Here is a 17082-nt window from a genome sequence, read left to right as displayed (position 1 = left end):
TAACGTGCATAAATCCAAATTAACGCGCACAAACGGGTATAGTGGGTTATATCCGACTATACTTCTACCTCGAAAACAAAGTTAAGCATGCCTTTTCTTGTTATAAGTGCCTATTGGAGACACTGTTTGGAACCTTTTCCCGTCGTATCTTCTATATTTGGTATAGTGGATTTACGATTTACACTTTGTTTACTCATTTTGGGACACGGACCTGTACCCCTTACCCATCTCTGACCTACTTATGGGTTTCTCTTTTTTTTATGCGGCCTATTCCAAGTTGTTTTGCTTCTTCCTGCAGGGCCTTTAGTAGGCTGATGGCCATTAAGGCAATAATGAGTGAAAAAGGTAGTGCTGCTATAATCATCATGTTTTGTAATGCTTGGAGTCCGCCTGTGTAAAGAAGTACTACTGCGATTGTAGAGAGTAAGACTCCCCATGTGAATTTAATTTTATTTCCTGGCGTTTGTGATCCATTGGTTGTCATCATTCCCAATACATATGTTCCAGAATCGGCAGATGTGATGAAGAACGAAGCTATAAGCACTATTGCAGTAATAGAAGTTAGTAAAGGCATTGGATATTGTGCAAAGACGCCAAATAATGATGTTTCTGTAGATAGGCTTGATATCTCAGCAATCCCATTATGTTCAAGTGCAATAGCTGAACCTCCGAAAGCCGAGAACCATAAAAATACAACGATTGATGGGATTAGTAGTACAAAAAAAACAAACTCTCTAATACTTCTTCCTTTAGAAACTCGGGCAATAAAGATCCCAACGAATGGTGACCAAGCAATCCACCAAGCCCAATAAAAAATTGTCCACCCAGTAATCCAGCCACGGATATCTTCGTTTAAAGGCGCAATTCTAAAACTCATCTGGGGTAGAGTTTGAATATATGACCCGATTGTATCGGTAAATAACTGGAGAATAAATAACGTTGGACCGAATATAAACATGAGTAAAAATAAAGCACCAGCTAAGATCATATTAGCGTTGCTTAATATTTTTATCCCCTTACCCAATCCGGACATAGCCGATAGTAAAAATAGAACGGTAACAATGGCAATAATAATAAATTGCATCCAAACAGAAATGGATAGGTCAAATAGGTAGGCCAATCCACCATTGATTTGTACGGCTCCAAATCCAAGTGATGTTGCAACACCGAGAACAGTTGCCAGTACAGCAAAGGTGTCAATACTTTTGCCGGTAATGCCATTCACCTTATCACCGAAAATCGGTTGTAAAGTAGCACTTATCAAACTCAATTTGTTATGTCTGAAGTGGAAATAGGCAATTGAAAGTGCGACTATGGCATAGATTCCCCAAGCATGAACTCCCCAGTGAAAAAAGGTAAATCTAAGTGCATCCTTTATCGCTTGGTCGGTACCAATTTCACCAGTAGGAGAACTAATTGCATAATGCCCAATTGGTTCTGATGTTCCATAAAATACGAGTCCTATCCCCATTCCAGCACTAAATAACATGGCAATCCAAGTGGGTCTAGAAAATTCAGGTTTTTCATCTTGGTTTCCGAGCTTAATTCTCCCAACAGGAGAAATTAGTAAAAATAAACAGATCACAAGAATAATACTGACTACGATAAGATAATACCAGCCCAATGCAGTAGAAATGAAATTCTGTATATTAAAAGTTACGTTTTCTAATGCATTAGGAATAATTACTCCCGCAATAACAAGTATAGACAGTATAAATATTGAAACATAAAACACTACATAACGTTGCTTCACCAAATTACCCCCTACGATGTTTACGATATATTGTAGTGTTTTCCTTTTTGCTTATATAAATGTAAATAGTGGCTAAAATTAAGTCTAATTTTTGTAAGAGATATAGCACAAATGAGGAAATAGATGTGAAAGTATCGGAATAGTAAAATAAACACCATTTGGATGGCACAGTTGATCGATAACAATAAATCGAAAACTCATAGGTGTATTTACATACACTGCAATAAGGGGGTGTAAAACTGGTGAGCAATTTGTTAGATTGGCTTCTTAACAGTTGGGTCGGAATACTTCTTATTGTTGCAATACCGATAATCCTCTTCAATCTTTCTTCCTCGACCTCCAAAAAAATACGGAAGGATATGAAAGAAAATCCGTATGACCAAAGGAATAAGCCGCCTCCCCCACCTGATGGAGGAATGTTTTAGGCAGGGTACAATAGCAAAGAAAAAAGCACATTTCCAGTACAGGAATTGTGCTTTATAACCGAATAGTAACTTCTGTTCCATCTTTTGCAATTGTTTCAACTAACGTAAGACCTCTTTGCTCTGAAAGTTCTCTTACTAAAGGCTTCAAATCATCCTTACTAATATACGGTATTTGAAAACTTTTCTGTGCTTTATTTTTAATTGCATGGTTTACCATATCCAAGACTCTCTTGGAGGTAAGAATTCTAATACTTAGATGTAAGAAAGCATATGGGACTGGAATAACAAATCGTCTGGCATTTACTTTAATTTTTATCTTCATCATATTACTCAATTACAATTAATACTTTGTCACCATTTGAAGAGGTAACATCTACAATTTGTCCGTCCATTTCATTTTCAATAGCCTCAATTAGAAGTTCAACATCGATATCTTTTACATATTTTTCAGATTCAGGAATCATTTTTGCAACATTTGTTCCAACCTTTAAAACAGCTTTAAGTAGTTTTATTGGCAAATTAATATTTACATTGTCTCCATCCTCAGAAGCCACACGAATTTTTAGCATCTTGTTTAAGTAAGTAGTTGATGTCTGTTTATTTAGATCTTGGTTACCTTTTCCTTGTAGAACATCAATTAATTCCGCAGCCTTCTCTTTATTCAACTTCCCTTCTTCAAGCATTGTTAATACTCTTGAAATTTCGTCACTCATTTAAATTCCTCCCCATTTAATATTTCTATAGCTTCTTCAGCTGTTATTTCGCCCTTTTCCAGCATTAAAATTACCTTTTTTTGATCAACTTTTTCAACCTTCTTAGAGGTGGAATATCCAAGAGAAGAAATAATGTCATCTAATTTCCCACGTACGGTTGGATAGGATACTCCAAGTTCTTTTTCAACTTCTTTAATATTTCCTCGGCATTTCAAAAAAGTTTCAATAAAACTAAGTTGTTCCTTACTAAGAGTTGCAAAATTAGAGAGTTCAAATTCATTTTCAATTGTAGTATGACAATGTGTACACTGTAGCTTTGTTATCTTTAACTGTTTCGCACAAACAGGACAAACCGATATAAGAGGATAAGCCATAATTCTCTCCTTTTGTTATTTATAATTAGATTATAAATCAATTAATTTAAAAACTAAATACTAAAATTAAAAAAATAAATATATTTCATTAAAAAAATAAATATATTTAACTTATATATTAAAAACATGATTTTAATTTTAGTAATTCAGGCCAAATTATTTTTTAATAGTGCGTTTTATGCTTCAACTAAAATAGGCGATAGCCCTTTATATGGACTATCGCTTCCTTATAGGTGTTAGACAAATGTAGCTTTCGTTTCCTTACAACGTCTTAGATTCCGCCAAATCGTCTCTTTCGATTTCTGAATTCCCCAACTGCCTGCAGAAATTCCTTTTCTGAGAAATCAGGCCATAACACATCAGTAAACCAGAACTCAGTATAAGCGAGCTGCCAAAGCAAGAAATTACTTAGGCGTTTTTCACCACCGGTACGAATAAGCAGATCCGGGTCTGGTAGAGCTGATGTATCTAGATATCCTGAAAACTTCTGTTCGTCCAATTCATCCAGTGACAATTTTTCATCGCTAATATCCATGAGCATTTCCTTCATAGCTCTGAGAATTTCGTGTCTGCTTCCATAATTTAGCGCAAAATTCAGCAGAAGACCATCATTCTCACGTGTCCTTTCAATTGCATACTCAATCGCTTCACGTGTATGGGTCGGGAGAATGTCCATATCACCGATTGCCCCAATGCGTACATTATTGGCCATAAGTTCTGGTAAATAGATATGTAAAAACTCCTTAGGAAGTCTCAAAATCGTTTCTACCTCTGACTTGGGACGTTTCCAGTTTTCCGTTGAAAACGTATAGAGTGTCAACACCTTTACCTTGCATTTGACTGCAGCCTTGACTATTTTTACAACGGTAGAAATCCCTTCTTTATGTCCAGCAACCCTGGGCATACCCCGCTTCTTTGCCCAGCGTCCATTCCCATCCATAATGATGGCTATATGATCCGGTGTATGATCTTCAGGGTAGTCATATTCTTCTGATTGTTTGGTAATGAAAAAAGGTAATTTGATTGACATGTTCTGCCTCCCCAAATATTGTTACTATACTTCTTGTTCAAATCTGCTGACCTGTAAAGTCTCAGTCTCATTGGCCCCTCTTAATTGGCTCTTCATCACTTCTGTATTCTAAGATATCTCCAGGTTGACATTCTAAAGCCTTACAAATGGAATCTAAAGTTGTTAAACGGATTGCCCTTGCCTTACCATTTTTTAATATAGAAAGATTTGCCATCGTTATGCCAACTCTTTCTGAAAGCTCTGTTACACTCATTTTCCTTTTCGCCAACATTACATCAACATTTATTATAATCGCCATTATGTTCACCTCAGACCGTTAAATCATTTTCTGATTTTATTCTAATAGCTTCTTGTAAAAGTCTTTGGAGAACCGCAGCAAAGACAGCTATAACCATTGGAGCAAAAGTAAAGACCATTCCGATTAAAATTACACCTGGGGCATCATCCACCTCACCCACGATATAAAAAAGCGGCAAACCAATCACATACAGAATACTGATTGTTGTAGCACAATTTCTTATTTTCTTTAGAGCTGTAACAGATAGATCTGAAAAAGCTTTGTTTTGGTCAATATATCCTAAAAGTTTAAAAGCTTGGAATAGAGCAAGATAGAAAGGGATTGCCGATACATACATAATGCCTAATATCCCATATAGCACATAAGCCATCCTTAAACTACTTTCAGCTGCATCCTTAGCTATTAGGGGTAAACCAAATATACATAGAGCAAGAATTGGAATTCCTATAAGAATAACAGCTATCTTTAAAAAGGTTGTTGTTCCTCGTTTCATTAAAAGCACCTCGCTTAACTATTTTCGGTTTGATTTTAACATAATATTTATCGTTTTACAATAAAGTTTTATTATTTATTATAATTAACTTGTTGAAAAACAGATCCAAAAAAGCCTAATCCTCAGCAACTTCAGCGAGGATTAAGGCTTTTTGTTTGATTATGTATGCAATTCTTTCTTACATTTTACCATTAAGAAATTTATAGGAAGTTTGTTCTTATTGTCCTTACTCGGTTCATCAATCTCCGAGAACTCAACCAGCCCATAATTACCGAAATCTTGTTTGATGGAGTCTGAATCATAAAAATACATTTTGACGCCATCCATAATTTCAAAATAGTCCTTATCCAATTGTTTGCCCTTACCGAACATTGGCGCTTTTTTAGAAACCGTTGTAAAAACCATATATCCATTAGGCTTTAATTGATCATAACAATCTTTAATAAACTTATCTCTAGAGTCTCTATCCAATAAGTGAAGTAGTGCATGGCTATATATGCCGTCATAAAGCTGGTCATCGAAAGGCATATTAGTTACCGAGCCATGGAAAATGGGAATATCAAGCCCATTATCTCTCGCCAACTCAATCGCTGTCTTAGAAATCTCAATACCAGTCACATGTATCCCATTATCAATAAAAACCTTAGCATTTCTACCATATCCAATACCCGGTATCAAAATATCCTTCACACTCTTCTTAAGAAAAAAGTCCTTAGTCAATATGGCAGAATCCGTAGGCTCAAACCCCCACATCGTCTGCTTATCAATAAAACTAGCTTCCCAAAACTCCATTCATCATCAACTCCTTTTGGGACATAGGCACATGTTTCTTAACCCAAATTTTTAAAGTAAACAGCTTTTCAATCCTTAATTGTTATTTTACTATTTATAAATTTTTAAACCTACTTCTGATACGGAACCGCACCGTAAGTGAGAAACAAATCGTTACATTTTGCAATCACTATATTTGAAAGAAGGTTTTTCAGTAGATATTCTAGAAGTATGTAATAGTATCATGCGCATAATGATAGGAGATGAAAACTATGAAACAATTTAAAGAAATAAAAGTAACAAAAAAAATCCCTACCTCGATAACATGCAATAAATGTGGCCGTACGGATGAATTAACTGAATATGGTCTCGAAGAGGAACTCTACCATGCATTCAACATAACTTTTGCATACGGGTCAATGTATGATGAAGAAAGATGGAAATTCGACTTATGTGAAGCCTGCCTCGTAGATTTTGTTAAATCGTTTAAACATTCCCCAGGTATCTCTGGAAACTGATCAAAATTGGGTCAGAGGGACAGGTCCCTCGCCCCACTATATATATTAATAGAAAGATACTTTCTTCCCCATAGAATGTTGTTCCAAACTATTAACTTAGCTGCACTTACTGTTTGGAACTCTACTATTATTTTTTTAACACTCTAACTGCAAAAGTTTACTAAACCGACAACTTTTGACATATTTTTCACATTTATCGACAAATTTAAGTATGGTAAAATAATTTATAGGCAAATTTTACGAAAGTAAAGGACGCAAAGCCACGGGCCTAAAACATTTTTAGTCATGGTAGCCGGGTTGCCGGGGACATCCCCGAAAAACTACATAAACATCACCTTTCCTATTTGCCTAAAATTTAGAGTAAAGGTGTTTTAACATGAAGAAAATTTTAGTTGTTGATGACTCTCGTTTTATGCGTTCATGGTTGAAGAGGCTTTTAAGTGATTCAGGATATTCCAATATTATTGAAGCTGAAAATGGTGTAAATGCAATTAGAAAATATAAAAGTAATTCACCAGATTTAGTGATTATGGATATTACAATGCCAGTACTTGATGGTGTACATGCCCTTCGGGAAATAATGCTAATTGATGGGAATGCTAAAGTAATCATGTGTTCTTCTTTGGGTCAACAATCCTTAATTGTTGAGACAATAAAAATTGGTGCCAAAGATTTTGTTGTAAAGCCTTATTTTAAGAATTTGGTTCCAACAATAAATAACCATCTTTAATGGTCCCCCTCTTATAAAGATTATTGGGGGTAAGCTAGCTTTTGCTGACGAAAACGATTTGTTATATGACGGGACAGATTCCTTGCACGAACACACGGGACCTGTACCCATTTCACATTCTGACTAAGAAAGAAGTTCAACTTTCTCTAAAAACTGATTTATTTGAACAGCTAATTCTTTGGAATGACTACATAATGGAATATGTGACGTATTTTCAATCAGAACTACTTCAACCGAAGGTAGATATTCCTTGTATATTTCAATCATTGCTAACTTTTCAGAGAGTTTATTCTCAGCTGTTGCTGGTATAAATAAGACTGGGCATGTAATTTTTGGATAGCAATCCTCAAAATTCATATCACACCACGCCTCCATTAATAAGGCATTTATTTCAACTGGTAACATATGCGTAACTTTCCCGTTTGGCAAAGTACGAAGAGGTATATTTCTGGATGTTAGTTCAACATATTCCTCTCCCCACTCACTATAATTATCCTTAATAAACATTGAAAATTCTTCTCTAGAATTAAAATCTAGTAGTTTACGATTTAGGCTCCTGTTGACCCATTCTTCTTTTGTACCTTCCATTTCTCCATTGGGCCCAATGAAATTCAGCATTCCAGCATCAATATTAACTAGTGATTTTATACGTTCCGGAAAATTAGCTGCAGTATGTACAGCAACATCAGTTCCAAGTGAGTTACCTATTAAATGTGCTTGTTTAATATTTAAATAGTCCATAACCCCAATAATATCTTTTGCTTGATTCTCCATAGCGTAACCTGATTTTGCAACCATAGATTGACCATGACCACGCATATCCATCACAATCACTCTATATTTTAGCTCAAAAAAAGGAATTAGCTTTAACCATACATACCCATTTGTTCCTCCAGGATGTAAGAGAAATAATGGTTCTCCATCTTGTCGGCCATATTCATTGATAAATATTTCTGTATTATTTGACTTAACAACTTTACTCCTCAATTTATCCACCTCTTATATATATTTGTTCAGCCTGCCTTGTAATTGCTCTAAGGAAAAAACAGCAAACTCTTTAACATCTTTATTCATACTTTTAGTAAAATCGGTCAAAACATCAAACAGATAGTCATCTTCCAAGATTCCCTGATTGTCACCTTCCGCACAACATGATAGGAAAAGAAGTAGATTAAAATGGACTTTTGGCTTTTCATGTTGCCTCATTTTTTCAACCATATAACGGATCAATTCGTTGGTTGTTGAGAGAACTTTTGTAAATAGACGGTCAATTTCTTTTGGTGTTCCCTTTTTTATCACATCATCAATTTCTGCGAAGTACTCATATAATGCCTGTTCTGATGGGACTGATTCTAGTAAATTGTTTTCTTCATTTTCACCGTAAACAACAAGCCCATTCAAAAACTCCTCGAAATGGTTTGCTAATCTTACTTCTTGATTTTGTTCAGCATCTATAAAAACAACAGGTGGATTGACCTTACAATTCCTATAATCAAGCGCTATCCAGGAATGTCCCTCTCCAGAGATGAGCACAATATTCTCCGGTAGACCCCATTCATTTATTAAATATTTACTTTCTAAGATTCCTTTTTCCTCACCTAAGCCAATTCCAAATAAGTGGTCAACATTTACATGGTCATCTGCCCACGATGTGGGTACATCGGTCGGATAAGCATTGGACGTAAGTCCCCCGCCATTTTGTTGTTTCAAAATACTTATGTAAGAACTTGGTAAGATAACGTTCAGTCGCTCTTCTGCCTTTTGTATAACCTCATCTGATAACGGTTCCAATTTCCCATATTCGTTTTCCTCTAGCCAAATGCGTTTCATAGTTCCCCCCCATAAACTCTATTAAATTTATTCTATCATTTTACCTATTTAAAATTACCATGCTGAGAAAAAAAGAAGATAGATAAACTATCTTCAGTACTTAGAGGCTTTAAGAGTACTACCCTTCTCAATTACAATGGTAGCTCCAAGTAAAAGAAGGGTGAAAATAACTAAAAATAACGGAAATAGATTCATACTCAAATTCTGAAACACTACTCCTACTAGAGGAGGTAATACGGTTATTCCTACATAACCGGAAGCTACTTGAAATCCAATAATTGCACTCGAATCTCTTTCTCCAAACCTTCTTGGAGTTTCATGCATCATGGTTGGAAAAATGGCAGCACATCCAAGTCCAATCAGCAAAAATCCGACGTACAACACACTGCTTGTTCCGAAAGCAGCTGTAAATATTCCGATCATAAGCAATAGTTGACTCAATAGTAGTAGCTTTTGATTTGATACCCAAAATGTAATAAATCCACTAATAATCCTTCCCACCGTTACACTAGCAAAAAACACAGATATGATGAAACTAGCGGATACTGCTGATAACGATTTTACCTCTATTAAATAACTACTTCCCCATAAAAAAATTGTACCTTCTAGACCAACATAAACCAAGAAGGATAATAGAGAAAAAATAACACCTTTTCGTTTCAGTATTTCACGAGTAGAACTTGTCTTTTCATCTAATTCATTGGCTAGTTTTTTCTTACCCTCGTTTTGCTTCCAGAGGGGAAGAGTAAGGAAAAGGATGATAACAAGCAGCAGCTGTATTCCGCCAATGATCAAGTATCCGTGTCTCCAAGAAAAATGGTTACTTAATGTGACCCCCATAATAATCGGCCCTAACGTTGCTCCTCCCCCCCAAAACGCATGCAACCAATTCATATGATGCGCCTTGAAATTGGCAGCAACATAGTCATTTACAGATGTGTCAATTGCACCGGCACCAAAACCTAAAGGTAATGCTAAAACTAGTAACAAAAAGTAGTTTTGTGTTAATGCAAACCCTATTAACCCTATTACAGTAAAAGCCACACTTCCTAAAACTAACTTACCTGTTCCCACTTTATTTGTAATTTTTATCGTCTGCAAACTAGAAATAACAGTACAAATGGCAATTGTCATTGAAATGATTCCAGCTGCACTATATGGAACATGAAATTCTCCCACCATCTCTGGCCAAGCTACACCTAGTAACGAATCAGGTAAGCCCAAGGCTATGTATGTGGCATAGATAATTAATATAAAAGTAAAATTACGCACGGAAATTGCCTCCATCATTTGCTTATGTATATTCATGCTTTACGAAAAGCTTTTATCTAACAGTATAACAAACTCTTGAGGCTAGAACACTTTTACTATATTTGTAGGGTTCTTTCCGGGAAAAGGGATTACAGGAAAAACTACATCTGGGAGAACATTTAAAAATTACACTGTAAATCATGCCCCTAACATTTAGTTTAATAAACTAGAAATCCATGAAGTGTCTGAAATATGTAATAAATCTACGACACTAGTAGCAATTTTTTCATACTCTTTATCTGAATTTGCATTTTCAAAAGTAAACCATTTACCTTCTGCACCTTTTGATCTTGCTCCTAACCTAAAACGCTGATTAACATCATGTGCAGTAACTTTGTTTGGTGGAATTAACTCTCCCCAACTAGTAGTTACACCTTCTAACGGACAAGTTGCTAGTTCAACGACAAACGAACCTCCCCATCTGTTGAATTGAAAAGTTACTAACTCTATGTTAGTCTCTGTCTTTCTTCTAAAATGAGGAAATGAACCTTTAAAACCATTTTCTCTTAAAAATGGTACAACACCTATTTTAAGAGCGTTATCTATCATTTTTCTTTCATTTGAAGACATTTCCCTTCACCTTTTTTCTTTTTATTAATAACCAATTGTAGATGAACAACCGGTTAACACTTTAAAACCATAAACAAATGCGTCTCCACTTTTTGCGGAAACGCATGTAATAACAATTTCTGTTAAATCAATTCCTACTACTCAGTAAGGGCTCTCCAACTAACGAAATAAGTTTATCCGTCATTTCATCTGACAACGTATAAATGGTATGCGTTTCATCTGATTTCATCAAGGTAGACTTTTCTCCAATATGACCTATCCATAAATTATACCTCTGCTTACTTTCATTTTTGTAAACTACTTCTATGAAATACTCTGGGTCAGCCATATTGGCGATCCCTGGCATTTTTACTGCACTTGATAAAATCGTTTTAAATGACTCTATGAAATCTTCATTTTCAGATGCTGTCAGGCTACTTCTATTAGATTCAGATACAATGACTTCTATAATCTTACGATCTACAAATAGTGCGCCATTGTCTTTTGGTAATTCTGAATCAGGTTTTGGAGTCTCATTGGCTGATTGGCACCCAAAAAGAATAGCACCAAGTAAAGTAAAAGATAGTAGTAAAATAATTTTTTTCATCTATTATAGCCTCCCATCATACACGTTCAAGCTTTTTAAATGGTCTAGGAGGGTATTCAACCCGAATGGTATCACCAGGCCTCACTTCTCCACTCTGTAAAACAACTCCCATTATTCCTGCTTTTCTAACTAGATTTCCTTCTGAATCCTTATCTACAACAGTCTTTAATAGACCCTGTTTAAATTGATCAATTTGAGCACAAGGATTGCGTAAGCCTGTTACTTTAATAATTGCCTCCTCACCTAAAAATAATATTGAGGCTGCAGGTAATGCAAGGAGATTGATCCCGTAAGTTGTTATATTTTCACCCAATTGTCCAGGATTAATAGTAAATCGGTCTGCTAACTCTTCGAATAATTCACTTTGAATTAAATGCACTTGTCTTAGGTTCGGTTGGTTTGGGTTTTGCGCCACTCTCGACCGGTGTTTAACTGTTGAACCAAAGTGTACATCGTCTTCTACGCCAAAGCCCTTTACTAGTCTTATAACTCCTTGATTATTCTTGCTAAACGTATGCTCCTTACTCCGACTAACCGCTATGACTTCACCTACTAATAAACTTTCATCTGTTTCGTCAAACAATGAACCTCACAACCTTTCTTCGTGTAAACAGTCTATACCTAGGTATATTCAAGTCAGAGAAGCGCTTATAACTGGTAAAGAAAACTTCTCATTTAGGAACTCACTAATTCTTCCTTCGAAACAGTACGCCAACCATTTTCTACAAGTTTGTTGATGTAATCTTTGACACTAATTTCTTCTAATTCCAATACAAGCGGCCTCAGAGAAACTAAGAATTCATTTTTCTCATAATTAAGGGTAACTTTTACAACTTCGTATCCATTATGAAATCTCGGGTCAAACCCGGGATCATCGATAATATCTCCTTTGACTGGACGAATTGCTGATTCAAATGTTTTCATAACCATTTCACTTCTATTATTTTCTTTTGTAGATGTTACAAAGATAATCATTTTGATTTTCATTGCGTTTTCCTCTTCCATGGAATCGTTGGTAATGTTCTATTTCATCTCTCATAAAAAACGTTCCTGCATCGTACAGAAACGCATAAAACGTAAGATATATGATCGTAAAAGAATTGTTGAGAAATAAAGAAAACTCATACTAAAAAATACAATTGCAAAGGTTGCTATCGCTTTAGGCAACTTACCGTAAAAATATAGCAAACCTAATCCTATCAAAATATGAACAATAACAAAAAGTAAGATATTGATTGTTCTTCACCTCTTCTTCTAATTATACCAAATTAATCCAGTTGAAATACAGGTATTTTAAAACGGTAGTACCTCATCTCTGTGTGCAATGAAGCTTACAGTCTTCACTCAAGACAATCTAAAAAAAGACCTCAATTTGAGAGGTCTATAGGGCTGATTATTAGTTTTGCCATGAACATATTAGTGTCGCCGGTAAATGTAAAAATCCGTGGATTATTTTCATCATCGAAAACCAATAAATACGGATTTTCATAATCAGGAAAAATAAGAATCACTTCATCAACAACATCATTAAACCATTTATTCTGGACCATAGTAGGATCTATCGGTATTTTCACCATAAATCCTTTCTCTGGAATTGGCTTTAATTGAGTAAAAACACCTGTTATCCCGTTTAAAAATTCCTGTACATCTTGTTGTAACTCATTAGTCACTTGATCATCCATAACAACTTTACCCTTACTAATATCGAAAATTTCAATATGAACAGTCGTTTGAGCAACAACATTACTTGACAACAACTGAAATAAAACCATGAACAACACCAAAGGTTTACTCATACCAAACACCTCATGAACAGTATCCCCTAATTATTCATACATATTTCTGGCCCCTCATCCAATTTGTGGGCGCAACCTTCAAACCATTATTTTACTTTTAAGGAAAAAAACCATTTACAAAATGGGATTTATTATATAACATATGATACATAACAAGTGTTATTTAATAATTTTATAGGAGTAGTTTTTATGCCACCAAGAACTAAGTTTACAAAAGAAACCATTATAGATGCGGCCTTTGATATAGCAAGCGCAGAAGGTATTGACAGTATTACCGTTAGAAAAGTAGCGGATAAATTAGGAAGCTCCATTGCCCCTATTTATGTGAATTTTACTGAGGTAGAAGAGTTAAAACAAGCGGTTTTAGTCAAGGTCCATGATATTGCACAGCAAATGTTAGCAACAAAATACAGTTCAGATCCCTTTCTAAATATAGGAATCGCGAGTATAAAGTTTGCAAGACAGTACAGTGTTCTGTTTAAAGACCTTATCATGAACAGTAATCGCTACTTAAATAATGTTCAGCCTTCCAGAACGAATATACTTGAGCAGATGCAAGAATCTACCTCACTAAGTGGATATTCAGATGAAGAGCTGGCAGGTATCTTATTTAAAATGCAAGTGTTTCAATTAGGGCTTTCCGTCATGGATGTTAATGGCATGCTTCCTGAGCATTTTGATGAAGAGACAATCATTAAAATGCTCGAGAGTGCCGGAAAAGATATCATAATGGCTGCTAATTTTCGTAAAAACGAAAAGGAATAGCGGTTAGACATTAAGGGAGATGGGGATATGGAGAAAACAAAAGTGCATATGGAAGTCGAACAACTCTTCAAGAAAAAGGTAGAAAAAGACTCAAAAAATGCTTATTTACGTGTTCACTCAGAAAAGCATGGGATAGACATAAACCTAGCTGCAGGAGAAGAAGCGATCCACCCAGACCAACCATTTTATATCGCCAGCATTAGTAAGCTTTTCACATCAGTTTTATTTGGAAAGTTAGTTGAACAAGGGCTATGTATGTATGAAGACAAAATTTCAAAGTACCTTGAAGAAGATGTACTTCATAAGTTACATGTTTACAAAGAAAAAGATTATACAAACGAGATAAAAATCAAACATTTATTAAATAACACCTCAGGCTTACACGATTTCTTTGAAGAAAAGCCCGTAAAGGGAAGGTCAATTGTTGATATTATCCTGGATGAGCCAAATCGCACGTTTACACCTACAGAAATCATCACGTGGGCTAAGGAAAATATGAAAACACATTTTCCTCCAGGAGAAGGATTCCATTATTCCGATACTGGATATCATCTTTTAGGCTTAATAATCGAACGAATTACAGGATTAGCTTTCCACGAAGTGCTAAATGAAAATATTTTTGAACCACTTGGTATGAAGAACTCACATTTCTCTCGTATGAAACCAGCAGAAGAAAGTCCATACGAACTAGCAAAAATGTATATGCGGAATACGGAGATTTCAAATTACGAGAGTATGAGAAGCATGGTATTTGCTGGAGGTGGTGTTGTATCTACGACGGGCGACTTGTTAAAGTTTATGAAGGCACTCGTTTCTAATCAACTACTAGCGAAAGAAACCATTGATCAGATGAAAAGCGACTGTGGGAAGTTCTTTTTAGGAATTGATTATGGATATGGTGTCATGAACATTAAAACGGTTCCTGTGTTAATGCCAGCAAAATATAACTCTTGGGGGAATGCTGGTTCTACCGGATCATTTATGTTTTACCACCCAGCAACAGATGCTTATATCATCGGAACCTTAAATAAATCTGGATATGGTCAAAAAGGAATTCGATTAATGCTCCAAATTGCAGATAAACTTCTAAAAGCTACAAAAAAAGCTGAGGTTGTATGATAAAGAGAGATGAATGGGTCAGAGGGACAGGTCCCTCTGTCCCATTTAATCTAGTTGCTGTAATTCCTCTCTTGTTAAACCCGTTATTTTCATAACTAATTCAATGCTGATGCCTTCTTTAAACATCTTACGTGCGTTTTCTAGATTTTGCTCTTCTCTTCCTTTCTCCCTTCCTACTTTTATCCCTTCTTCTCGACCTAATCTCCGCTCCCCATCAAGATTACTTAACAAATCTCGTAACTCTTTTGCTCTGGCTTCATAGATTACTCGGTTTTCTTTGTTTGCACTTAATGATTCCCACTCAATAAGCGCCTCCCTTACCTGTTCAATGTCCATCGCATATTCCTCCAGACCGTTCATTAATTCATAATCCAATTTCTTTCTTCGATAGTCAGCTGCAGAAAGCATTAAAAGCCAGGGTAATTCTTTTTTCTTTTTCATTTCCCGACGGTATTTTCTCCATTGTACCACGAAAGCGCTCAAATCAAACTTTATAGACAAATGGATTTTCGTTATGTCCCAAATGAAAAAGCTGGCATTTAGCCAGCCTTTTTCCTAATAGAAACTTTATGGGAACTGAACCTGTCCCCTCATCCAAATAACATACCCTCTATTTAATCTTAAGAACTATCTTCCCCTTCGTGCGCCCGCTTTCAATGTGCCTGTGTGCTTCTACAATCTGCTCCAAAGAAAAACATTTCTCAATGACAGGTCTTAATTTCCCTTCCTCTACTAGACCACGTAGGAAATCCAGATCTTTATCGTTTGGGTTAGTAAAATGAGTCTTTGCTTTTTTGCGACCTATTACTGAACCTATCATTATTTGAAAAGGATGGTATTTAGGGTAAAATAGGTGTTCCGTAATATAAACACCTCGCTCGGTTAAAGAGTTTTTACAACTAAAAAAGGTTCGCTTACCAACTGCATCCAGAATAATGTCATACTTATTTCTATTATCCTTAAAATCTTCCTTGGTATAATCAATAACATAATGTGCCCCAAGTTTCTTAACCCACTCAAGATTTGATGTACTACAAACAGCGGTTACCTCAGCCCCAAAGTAATTAGCAAGTTGAACAGCAAAATGCCCTACTCCGCCTGATGCTCCATATATTAAAACTTTTTGCCCTTGCTTTATCTTTGCTACATCTCGCAAGGCTTGCAAGGCTGTTTGAGCAGCACACGGTATTGCAGCTGCTTCCTCAAACGTTAGGTTTTTCGGCATATGACTTAGGAATTTTTCACGAGGGGATACATAATCAGAATGAGAGCCGAAGCAACTCCCAAAAACTTGATCTCCCACCTTAAACTTTTTTACCTTATTTCCAACTTCCTCAATAGTACCAGCAACATCAATGCCCAGTACCGAATTTTTGGGTTTTTTTAGTCCATTGTCCATCCTTGTAGGCAAATAGCCCTTTCGGTATAAATAGTCTAACGTATTTACGGATGCACTATGTACACGTATCAATACTCTATCATGATCCACAATCGATGGCTGTTCGACATCTTTTATCTCCATTACTTCAGGGGGACCAAAGGTATTGTAAATAGCTGCTCTCACCTGCATTACCTCCAATATTTTGGGCAGAACTTGTCATATTAGGTTATCTATTTTCTTTCTCAGGTTGAGTGCATCTAAACGGCAGCTAAGATATAAGTTACTTAATCACTAATACTAAAGACCCGCTATGTATGTTTTATTTATATATTCTAGTAAAAGGCTTTTATAACCTTCTGAAAAATTAAATTCCCCTACAATATAAATGAGAATTAGATTTTTCCACACTTACCTATTTTGGGGACACGGAACCTGTCCCATTGTCACAAAAGGAAAGACTGGCATTTAGCCAGCCTTTTCCAGTAAGTGTACACTATTCAATAGCAACTAAGATTTATGGAATAAAAGAAGCTCACCGCATCTAAAGTGTACCCTCTGTAAAGGACATTTTAAAAAAAGGCCTAGGCTACCTGTAAAAGATGATTCCTGTACTGCACGG

Annotated in this window: 21 protein-coding genes, 1 pseudogene and 1 riboswitch; of the genes and pseudogenes, 4 read left to right on the top strand and 18 right to left on the bottom strand. The window is 35.8% G+C overall.

The features are described 5' to 3' along the window. Positions 1 to 235: 235 nt before the first annotated feature. From AB3M96_RS00110 to AB3M96_RS00075, 8 genes are all read right to left on the bottom strand, one after another. Positions 236 to 1753 carry a glycine betaine uptake BCCT transporter gene (locus tag AB3M96_RS00110; RefSeq protein ID WP_412965518.1) on the bottom strand — a complete coding sequence of 506 codons (1518 nt, stop codon included), beginning with the start codon at positions 1751 to 1753 and terminating at the stop codon, positions 236 to 238. A gap of 477 nt (positions 1754 to 2230) precedes the next feature. Continuing rightward, entirely contained in the window at positions 2231 to 2500 is a 270-nt protein-coding gene (locus AB3M96_RS00105; protein ID WP_412965517.1) for a hypothetical protein, read from the bottom strand. Between the two features lie 4 nt (positions 2501 to 2504). Further along, positions 2505 to 2891 carry an SHOCT-like domain-containing protein gene (locus AB3M96_RS00100; RefSeq protein WP_412965516.1) on the bottom strand — a complete coding sequence of 129 codons (387 nt, stop codon included), beginning with the start codon at positions 2889 to 2891 and terminating at the stop codon, positions 2505 to 2507. Beyond that, positions 2888 to 3265, bottom strand: a complete 378-nt coding sequence (locus AB3M96_RS00095) for a DUF2089 domain-containing protein (RefSeq protein WP_412965515.1) — start codon at positions 3263 to 3265, stop codon at positions 2888 to 2890. The genes AB3M96_RS00100 and AB3M96_RS00095 overlap by 4 nt, the downstream gene beginning before the upstream one ends. Positions 3266 to 3536: 271 nt before the next feature. Further along, positions 3537 to 4295, bottom strand: coding sequence for an undecaprenyl pyrophosphate synthase (uppS, locus tag AB3M96_RS00090; RefSeq protein WP_412965514.1), 759 nt, complete (start codon positions 4293 to 4295; stop codon positions 3537 to 3539). Between the two features lie 67 nt (positions 4296 to 4362). After that, on the bottom strand, positions 4363 to 4593 hold the full coding sequence (locus tag AB3M96_RS00085) for a helix-turn-helix domain-containing protein (RefSeq protein WP_412965513.1): 231 nt from the start codon (positions 4591 to 4593) through the stop codon (positions 4363 to 4365). Positions 4594 to 4603: 10 nt separating this feature from the next. Further along, positions 4604 to 5086 carry a DUF2975 domain-containing protein gene (locus tag AB3M96_RS00080; RefSeq protein WP_412965512.1) on the bottom strand — a complete coding sequence of 161 codons (483 nt, stop codon included), beginning with the start codon at positions 5084 to 5086 and terminating at the stop codon, positions 4604 to 4606. 159 nt (positions 5087 to 5245) lie between these two features. Beyond that, the gene (locus AB3M96_RS00075; protein WP_412965511.1) at positions 5246 to 5878 is read right to left on the bottom strand and encodes a class I SAM-dependent methyltransferase; all 633 of its coding nucleotides are present in this window, start codon (positions 5876 to 5878) and stop codon (positions 5246 to 5248) included. A 251-nt stretch (positions 5879 to 6129) separates the two neighbouring features. Here AB3M96_RS00075 and AB3M96_RS00070 point away from each other — a divergent pair, with 251 nt between their 5' ends. Further along, on the top strand, positions 6130 to 6375 hold the full coding sequence (locus tag AB3M96_RS00070; protein WP_412965510.1) for a hypothetical protein: 246 nt from the start codon (positions 6130 to 6132) through the stop codon (positions 6373 to 6375). Positions 6376 to 6594: 219 nt separating this feature from the next. After that, positions 6595 to 6680, top strand: a riboswitch (cyclic di-GMP riboswitch). Positions 6681 to 6751: 71 nt separating this feature from the next. Beyond that, positions 6752 to 7105 carry a response regulator gene (locus AB3M96_RS00065; RefSeq protein ID WP_412965509.1) on the top strand — a complete coding sequence of 118 codons (354 nt, stop codon included), beginning with the start codon at positions 6752 to 6754 and terminating at the stop codon, positions 7103 to 7105. Between the two features lie 123 nt (positions 7106 to 7228). On the opposite strand, the gene AB3M96_RS00060 is transcribed toward AB3M96_RS00065, so the two are convergent. From AB3M96_RS00060 to AB3M96_RS00025, 8 genes and pseudogenes are all read right to left on the bottom strand, one after another. Next, positions 7229 to 8092: an alpha/beta fold hydrolase gene (locus AB3M96_RS00060; protein WP_412965508.1), complete on the bottom strand. Its 864-nt coding sequence runs from the start codon at positions 8090 to 8092 to the stop codon at positions 7229 to 7231. 378 nt (positions 8093 to 8470) lie between these two features. Beyond that, positions 8471 to 8935, bottom strand: a pseudogene (locus tag AB3M96_RS00055) (SMI1/KNR4 family protein); the annotation flags it as partial. 93 nt (positions 8936 to 9028) lie between these two features. Then, the gene (locus tag AB3M96_RS00050; protein ID WP_412965507.1) at positions 9029 to 10207 is read right to left on the bottom strand and encodes an MFS transporter; all 1179 of its coding nucleotides are present in this window, start codon (positions 10205 to 10207) and stop codon (positions 9029 to 9031) included. A 192-nt stretch (positions 10208 to 10399) separates the two neighbouring features. After that, positions 10400 to 10816 (bottom strand): DUF4304 domain-containing protein, encoded by a 417-nt coding sequence (locus AB3M96_RS00045; protein WP_412965506.1) that lies wholly within the window; start codon positions 10814 to 10816, stop codon positions 10400 to 10402. A gap of 127 nt (positions 10817 to 10943) precedes the next feature. Next, positions 10944 to 11402, bottom strand: coding sequence for a YhfM domain-containing protein (locus AB3M96_RS00040; protein ID WP_412965505.1), 459 nt, complete (start codon positions 11400 to 11402; stop codon positions 10944 to 10946). A gap of 16 nt (positions 11403 to 11418) precedes the next feature. Continuing rightward, complete coding sequence (locus AB3M96_RS00035; protein WP_412965504.1) at positions 11419 to 11985, bottom strand: MOSC domain-containing protein; 567 nt, start codon at positions 11983 to 11985, stop codon at positions 11419 to 11421. A 92-nt stretch (positions 11986 to 12077) separates the two neighbouring features. Further along, positions 12078 to 12389: a hypothetical protein gene (locus tag AB3M96_RS00030; RefSeq protein WP_412965503.1), complete on the bottom strand. Its 312-nt coding sequence runs from the start codon at positions 12387 to 12389 to the stop codon at positions 12078 to 12080. Between the two features lie 380 nt (positions 12390 to 12769). After that, the gene (locus tag AB3M96_RS00025) at positions 12770 to 13198 is read right to left on the bottom strand and encodes a hypothetical protein (RefSeq protein ID WP_412965502.1); all 429 of its coding nucleotides are present in this window, start codon (positions 13196 to 13198) and stop codon (positions 12770 to 12772) included. A gap of 189 nt (positions 13199 to 13387) precedes the next feature. On the opposite strand from AB3M96_RS00025, the gene AB3M96_RS00020 reads away from it, so the two are divergent. Together AB3M96_RS00020 and AB3M96_RS00015 are read left to right on the top strand one after the other, a co-directional pair. Next, the gene (locus tag AB3M96_RS00020; RefSeq protein WP_412965501.1) at positions 13388 to 13963 is read left to right on the top strand and encodes a TetR/AcrR family transcriptional regulator; all 576 of its coding nucleotides are present in this window, start codon (positions 13388 to 13390) and stop codon (positions 13961 to 13963) included. Between the two features lie 27 nt (positions 13964 to 13990). Continuing rightward, entirely contained in the window at positions 13991 to 15082 is a 1092-nt protein-coding gene (locus AB3M96_RS00015; protein ID WP_412965500.1) for a serine hydrolase domain-containing protein, read from the top strand. Positions 15083 to 15127: 45 nt separating this feature from the next. Here AB3M96_RS00015 and AB3M96_RS00010 read toward each other — a convergent pair whose 3' ends face one another. Together AB3M96_RS00010 and AB3M96_RS00005 are read right to left on the bottom strand one after the other, a co-directional pair. Then, complete coding sequence (locus AB3M96_RS00010; protein WP_412965499.1) at positions 15128 to 15523, bottom strand: hypothetical protein; 396 nt, start codon at positions 15521 to 15523, stop codon at positions 15128 to 15130. 169 nt (positions 15524 to 15692) lie between these two features. Further along, positions 15693 to 16646 (bottom strand): NAD(P)-dependent alcohol dehydrogenase, encoded by a 954-nt coding sequence (locus tag AB3M96_RS00005; RefSeq protein ID WP_412965498.1) that lies wholly within the window; start codon positions 16644 to 16646, stop codon positions 15693 to 15695. Positions 16647 to 17082: the final 436 nt, after the last annotated feature.

The sequence above is a fragment of the Ferdinandcohnia jepli genome (assembly GCF_047246645.1).
In the GTDB taxonomy this organism is placed as follows: domain Bacteria; phylum Bacillota; class Bacilli; order Bacillales; family Bacillaceae_L; genus Ferdinandcohnia.
The sequence above is the reverse complement of the archived record's forward strand: the minus strand, read 5'-3'. Positions and strand labels throughout refer to the sequence as shown.

Excerpts from the sequence above, each read along its gene's own strand:
- AB3M96_RS00105 (WP_412965517.1), bottom strand. The coding sequence starts at position 2,500 with ATGAAGATAAAAATTAAAGTAAATGCCAGACGATTTGTTATTCCAGTC.
- AB3M96_RS00100 (WP_412965516.1), bottom strand. The coding sequence starts at position 2,891 with ATGAGTGACGAAATTTCAAGAGTATTAACAATGCTTGAAGAAGGGAAG.
- AB3M96_RS00095 (WP_412965515.1), bottom strand. The coding sequence starts at position 3,265 with ATGGCTTATCCTCTTATATCGGTTTGTCCTGTTTGTGCGAAACAGTTA.
- uppS (WP_412965514.1), bottom strand. The coding sequence starts at position 4,295 with ATGTCAATCAAATTACCTTTTTTCATTACCAAACAATCAGAAGAATAT.
- AB3M96_RS00085 (WP_412965513.1), bottom strand. The coding sequence starts at position 4,593 with ATGGCGATTATAATAAATGTTGATGTAATGTTGGCGAAAAGGAAAATG.
- AB3M96_RS00080 (WP_412965512.1), bottom strand. The coding sequence starts at position 5,086 with ATGAAACGAGGAACAACAACCTTTTTAAAGATAGCTGTTATTCTTATA.
- AB3M96_RS00075 (WP_412965511.1), bottom strand. The coding sequence starts at position 5,878 with ATGGAGTTTTGGGAAGCTAGTTTTATTGATAAGCAGACGATGTGGGGG.
- AB3M96_RS00070 (WP_412965510.1), top strand. The coding sequence starts at position 6,130 with ATGAAACAATTTAAAGAAATAAAAGTAACAAAAAAAATCCCTACCTCG.
- AB3M96_RS00065 (WP_412965509.1), top strand. The coding sequence starts at position 6,752 with ATGAAGAAAATTTTAGTTGTTGATGACTCTCGTTTTATGCGTTCATGG.
- AB3M96_RS00045 (WP_412965506.1), bottom strand. The coding sequence starts at position 10,816 with ATGTCTTCAAATGAAAGAAAAATGATAGATAACGCTCTTAAAATAGGT.
- AB3M96_RS00040 (WP_412965505.1), bottom strand. The coding sequence starts at position 11,402 with ATGAAAAAAATTATTTTACTACTATCTTTTACTTTACTTGGTGCTATT.
- AB3M96_RS00030 (WP_412965503.1), bottom strand. The coding sequence starts at position 12,389 with ATGAAAATCAAAATGATTATCTTTGTAACATCTACAAAAGAAAATAAT.
- AB3M96_RS00025 (WP_412965502.1), bottom strand. The coding sequence starts at position 13,198 with ATGAGTAAACCTTTGGTGTTGTTCATGGTTTTATTTCAGTTGTTGTCA.
- AB3M96_RS00020 (WP_412965501.1), top strand. The coding sequence starts at position 13,388 with ATGCCACCAAGAACTAAGTTTACAAAAGAAACCATTATAGATGCGGCC.
- AB3M96_RS00015 (WP_412965500.1), top strand. The coding sequence starts at position 13,991 with ATGGAGAAAACAAAAGTGCATATGGAAGTCGAACAACTCTTCAAGAAA.
- AB3M96_RS00010 (WP_412965499.1), bottom strand. The coding sequence starts at position 15,523 with ATGAAAAAGAAAAAAGAATTACCCTGGCTTTTAATGCTTTCTGCAGCT.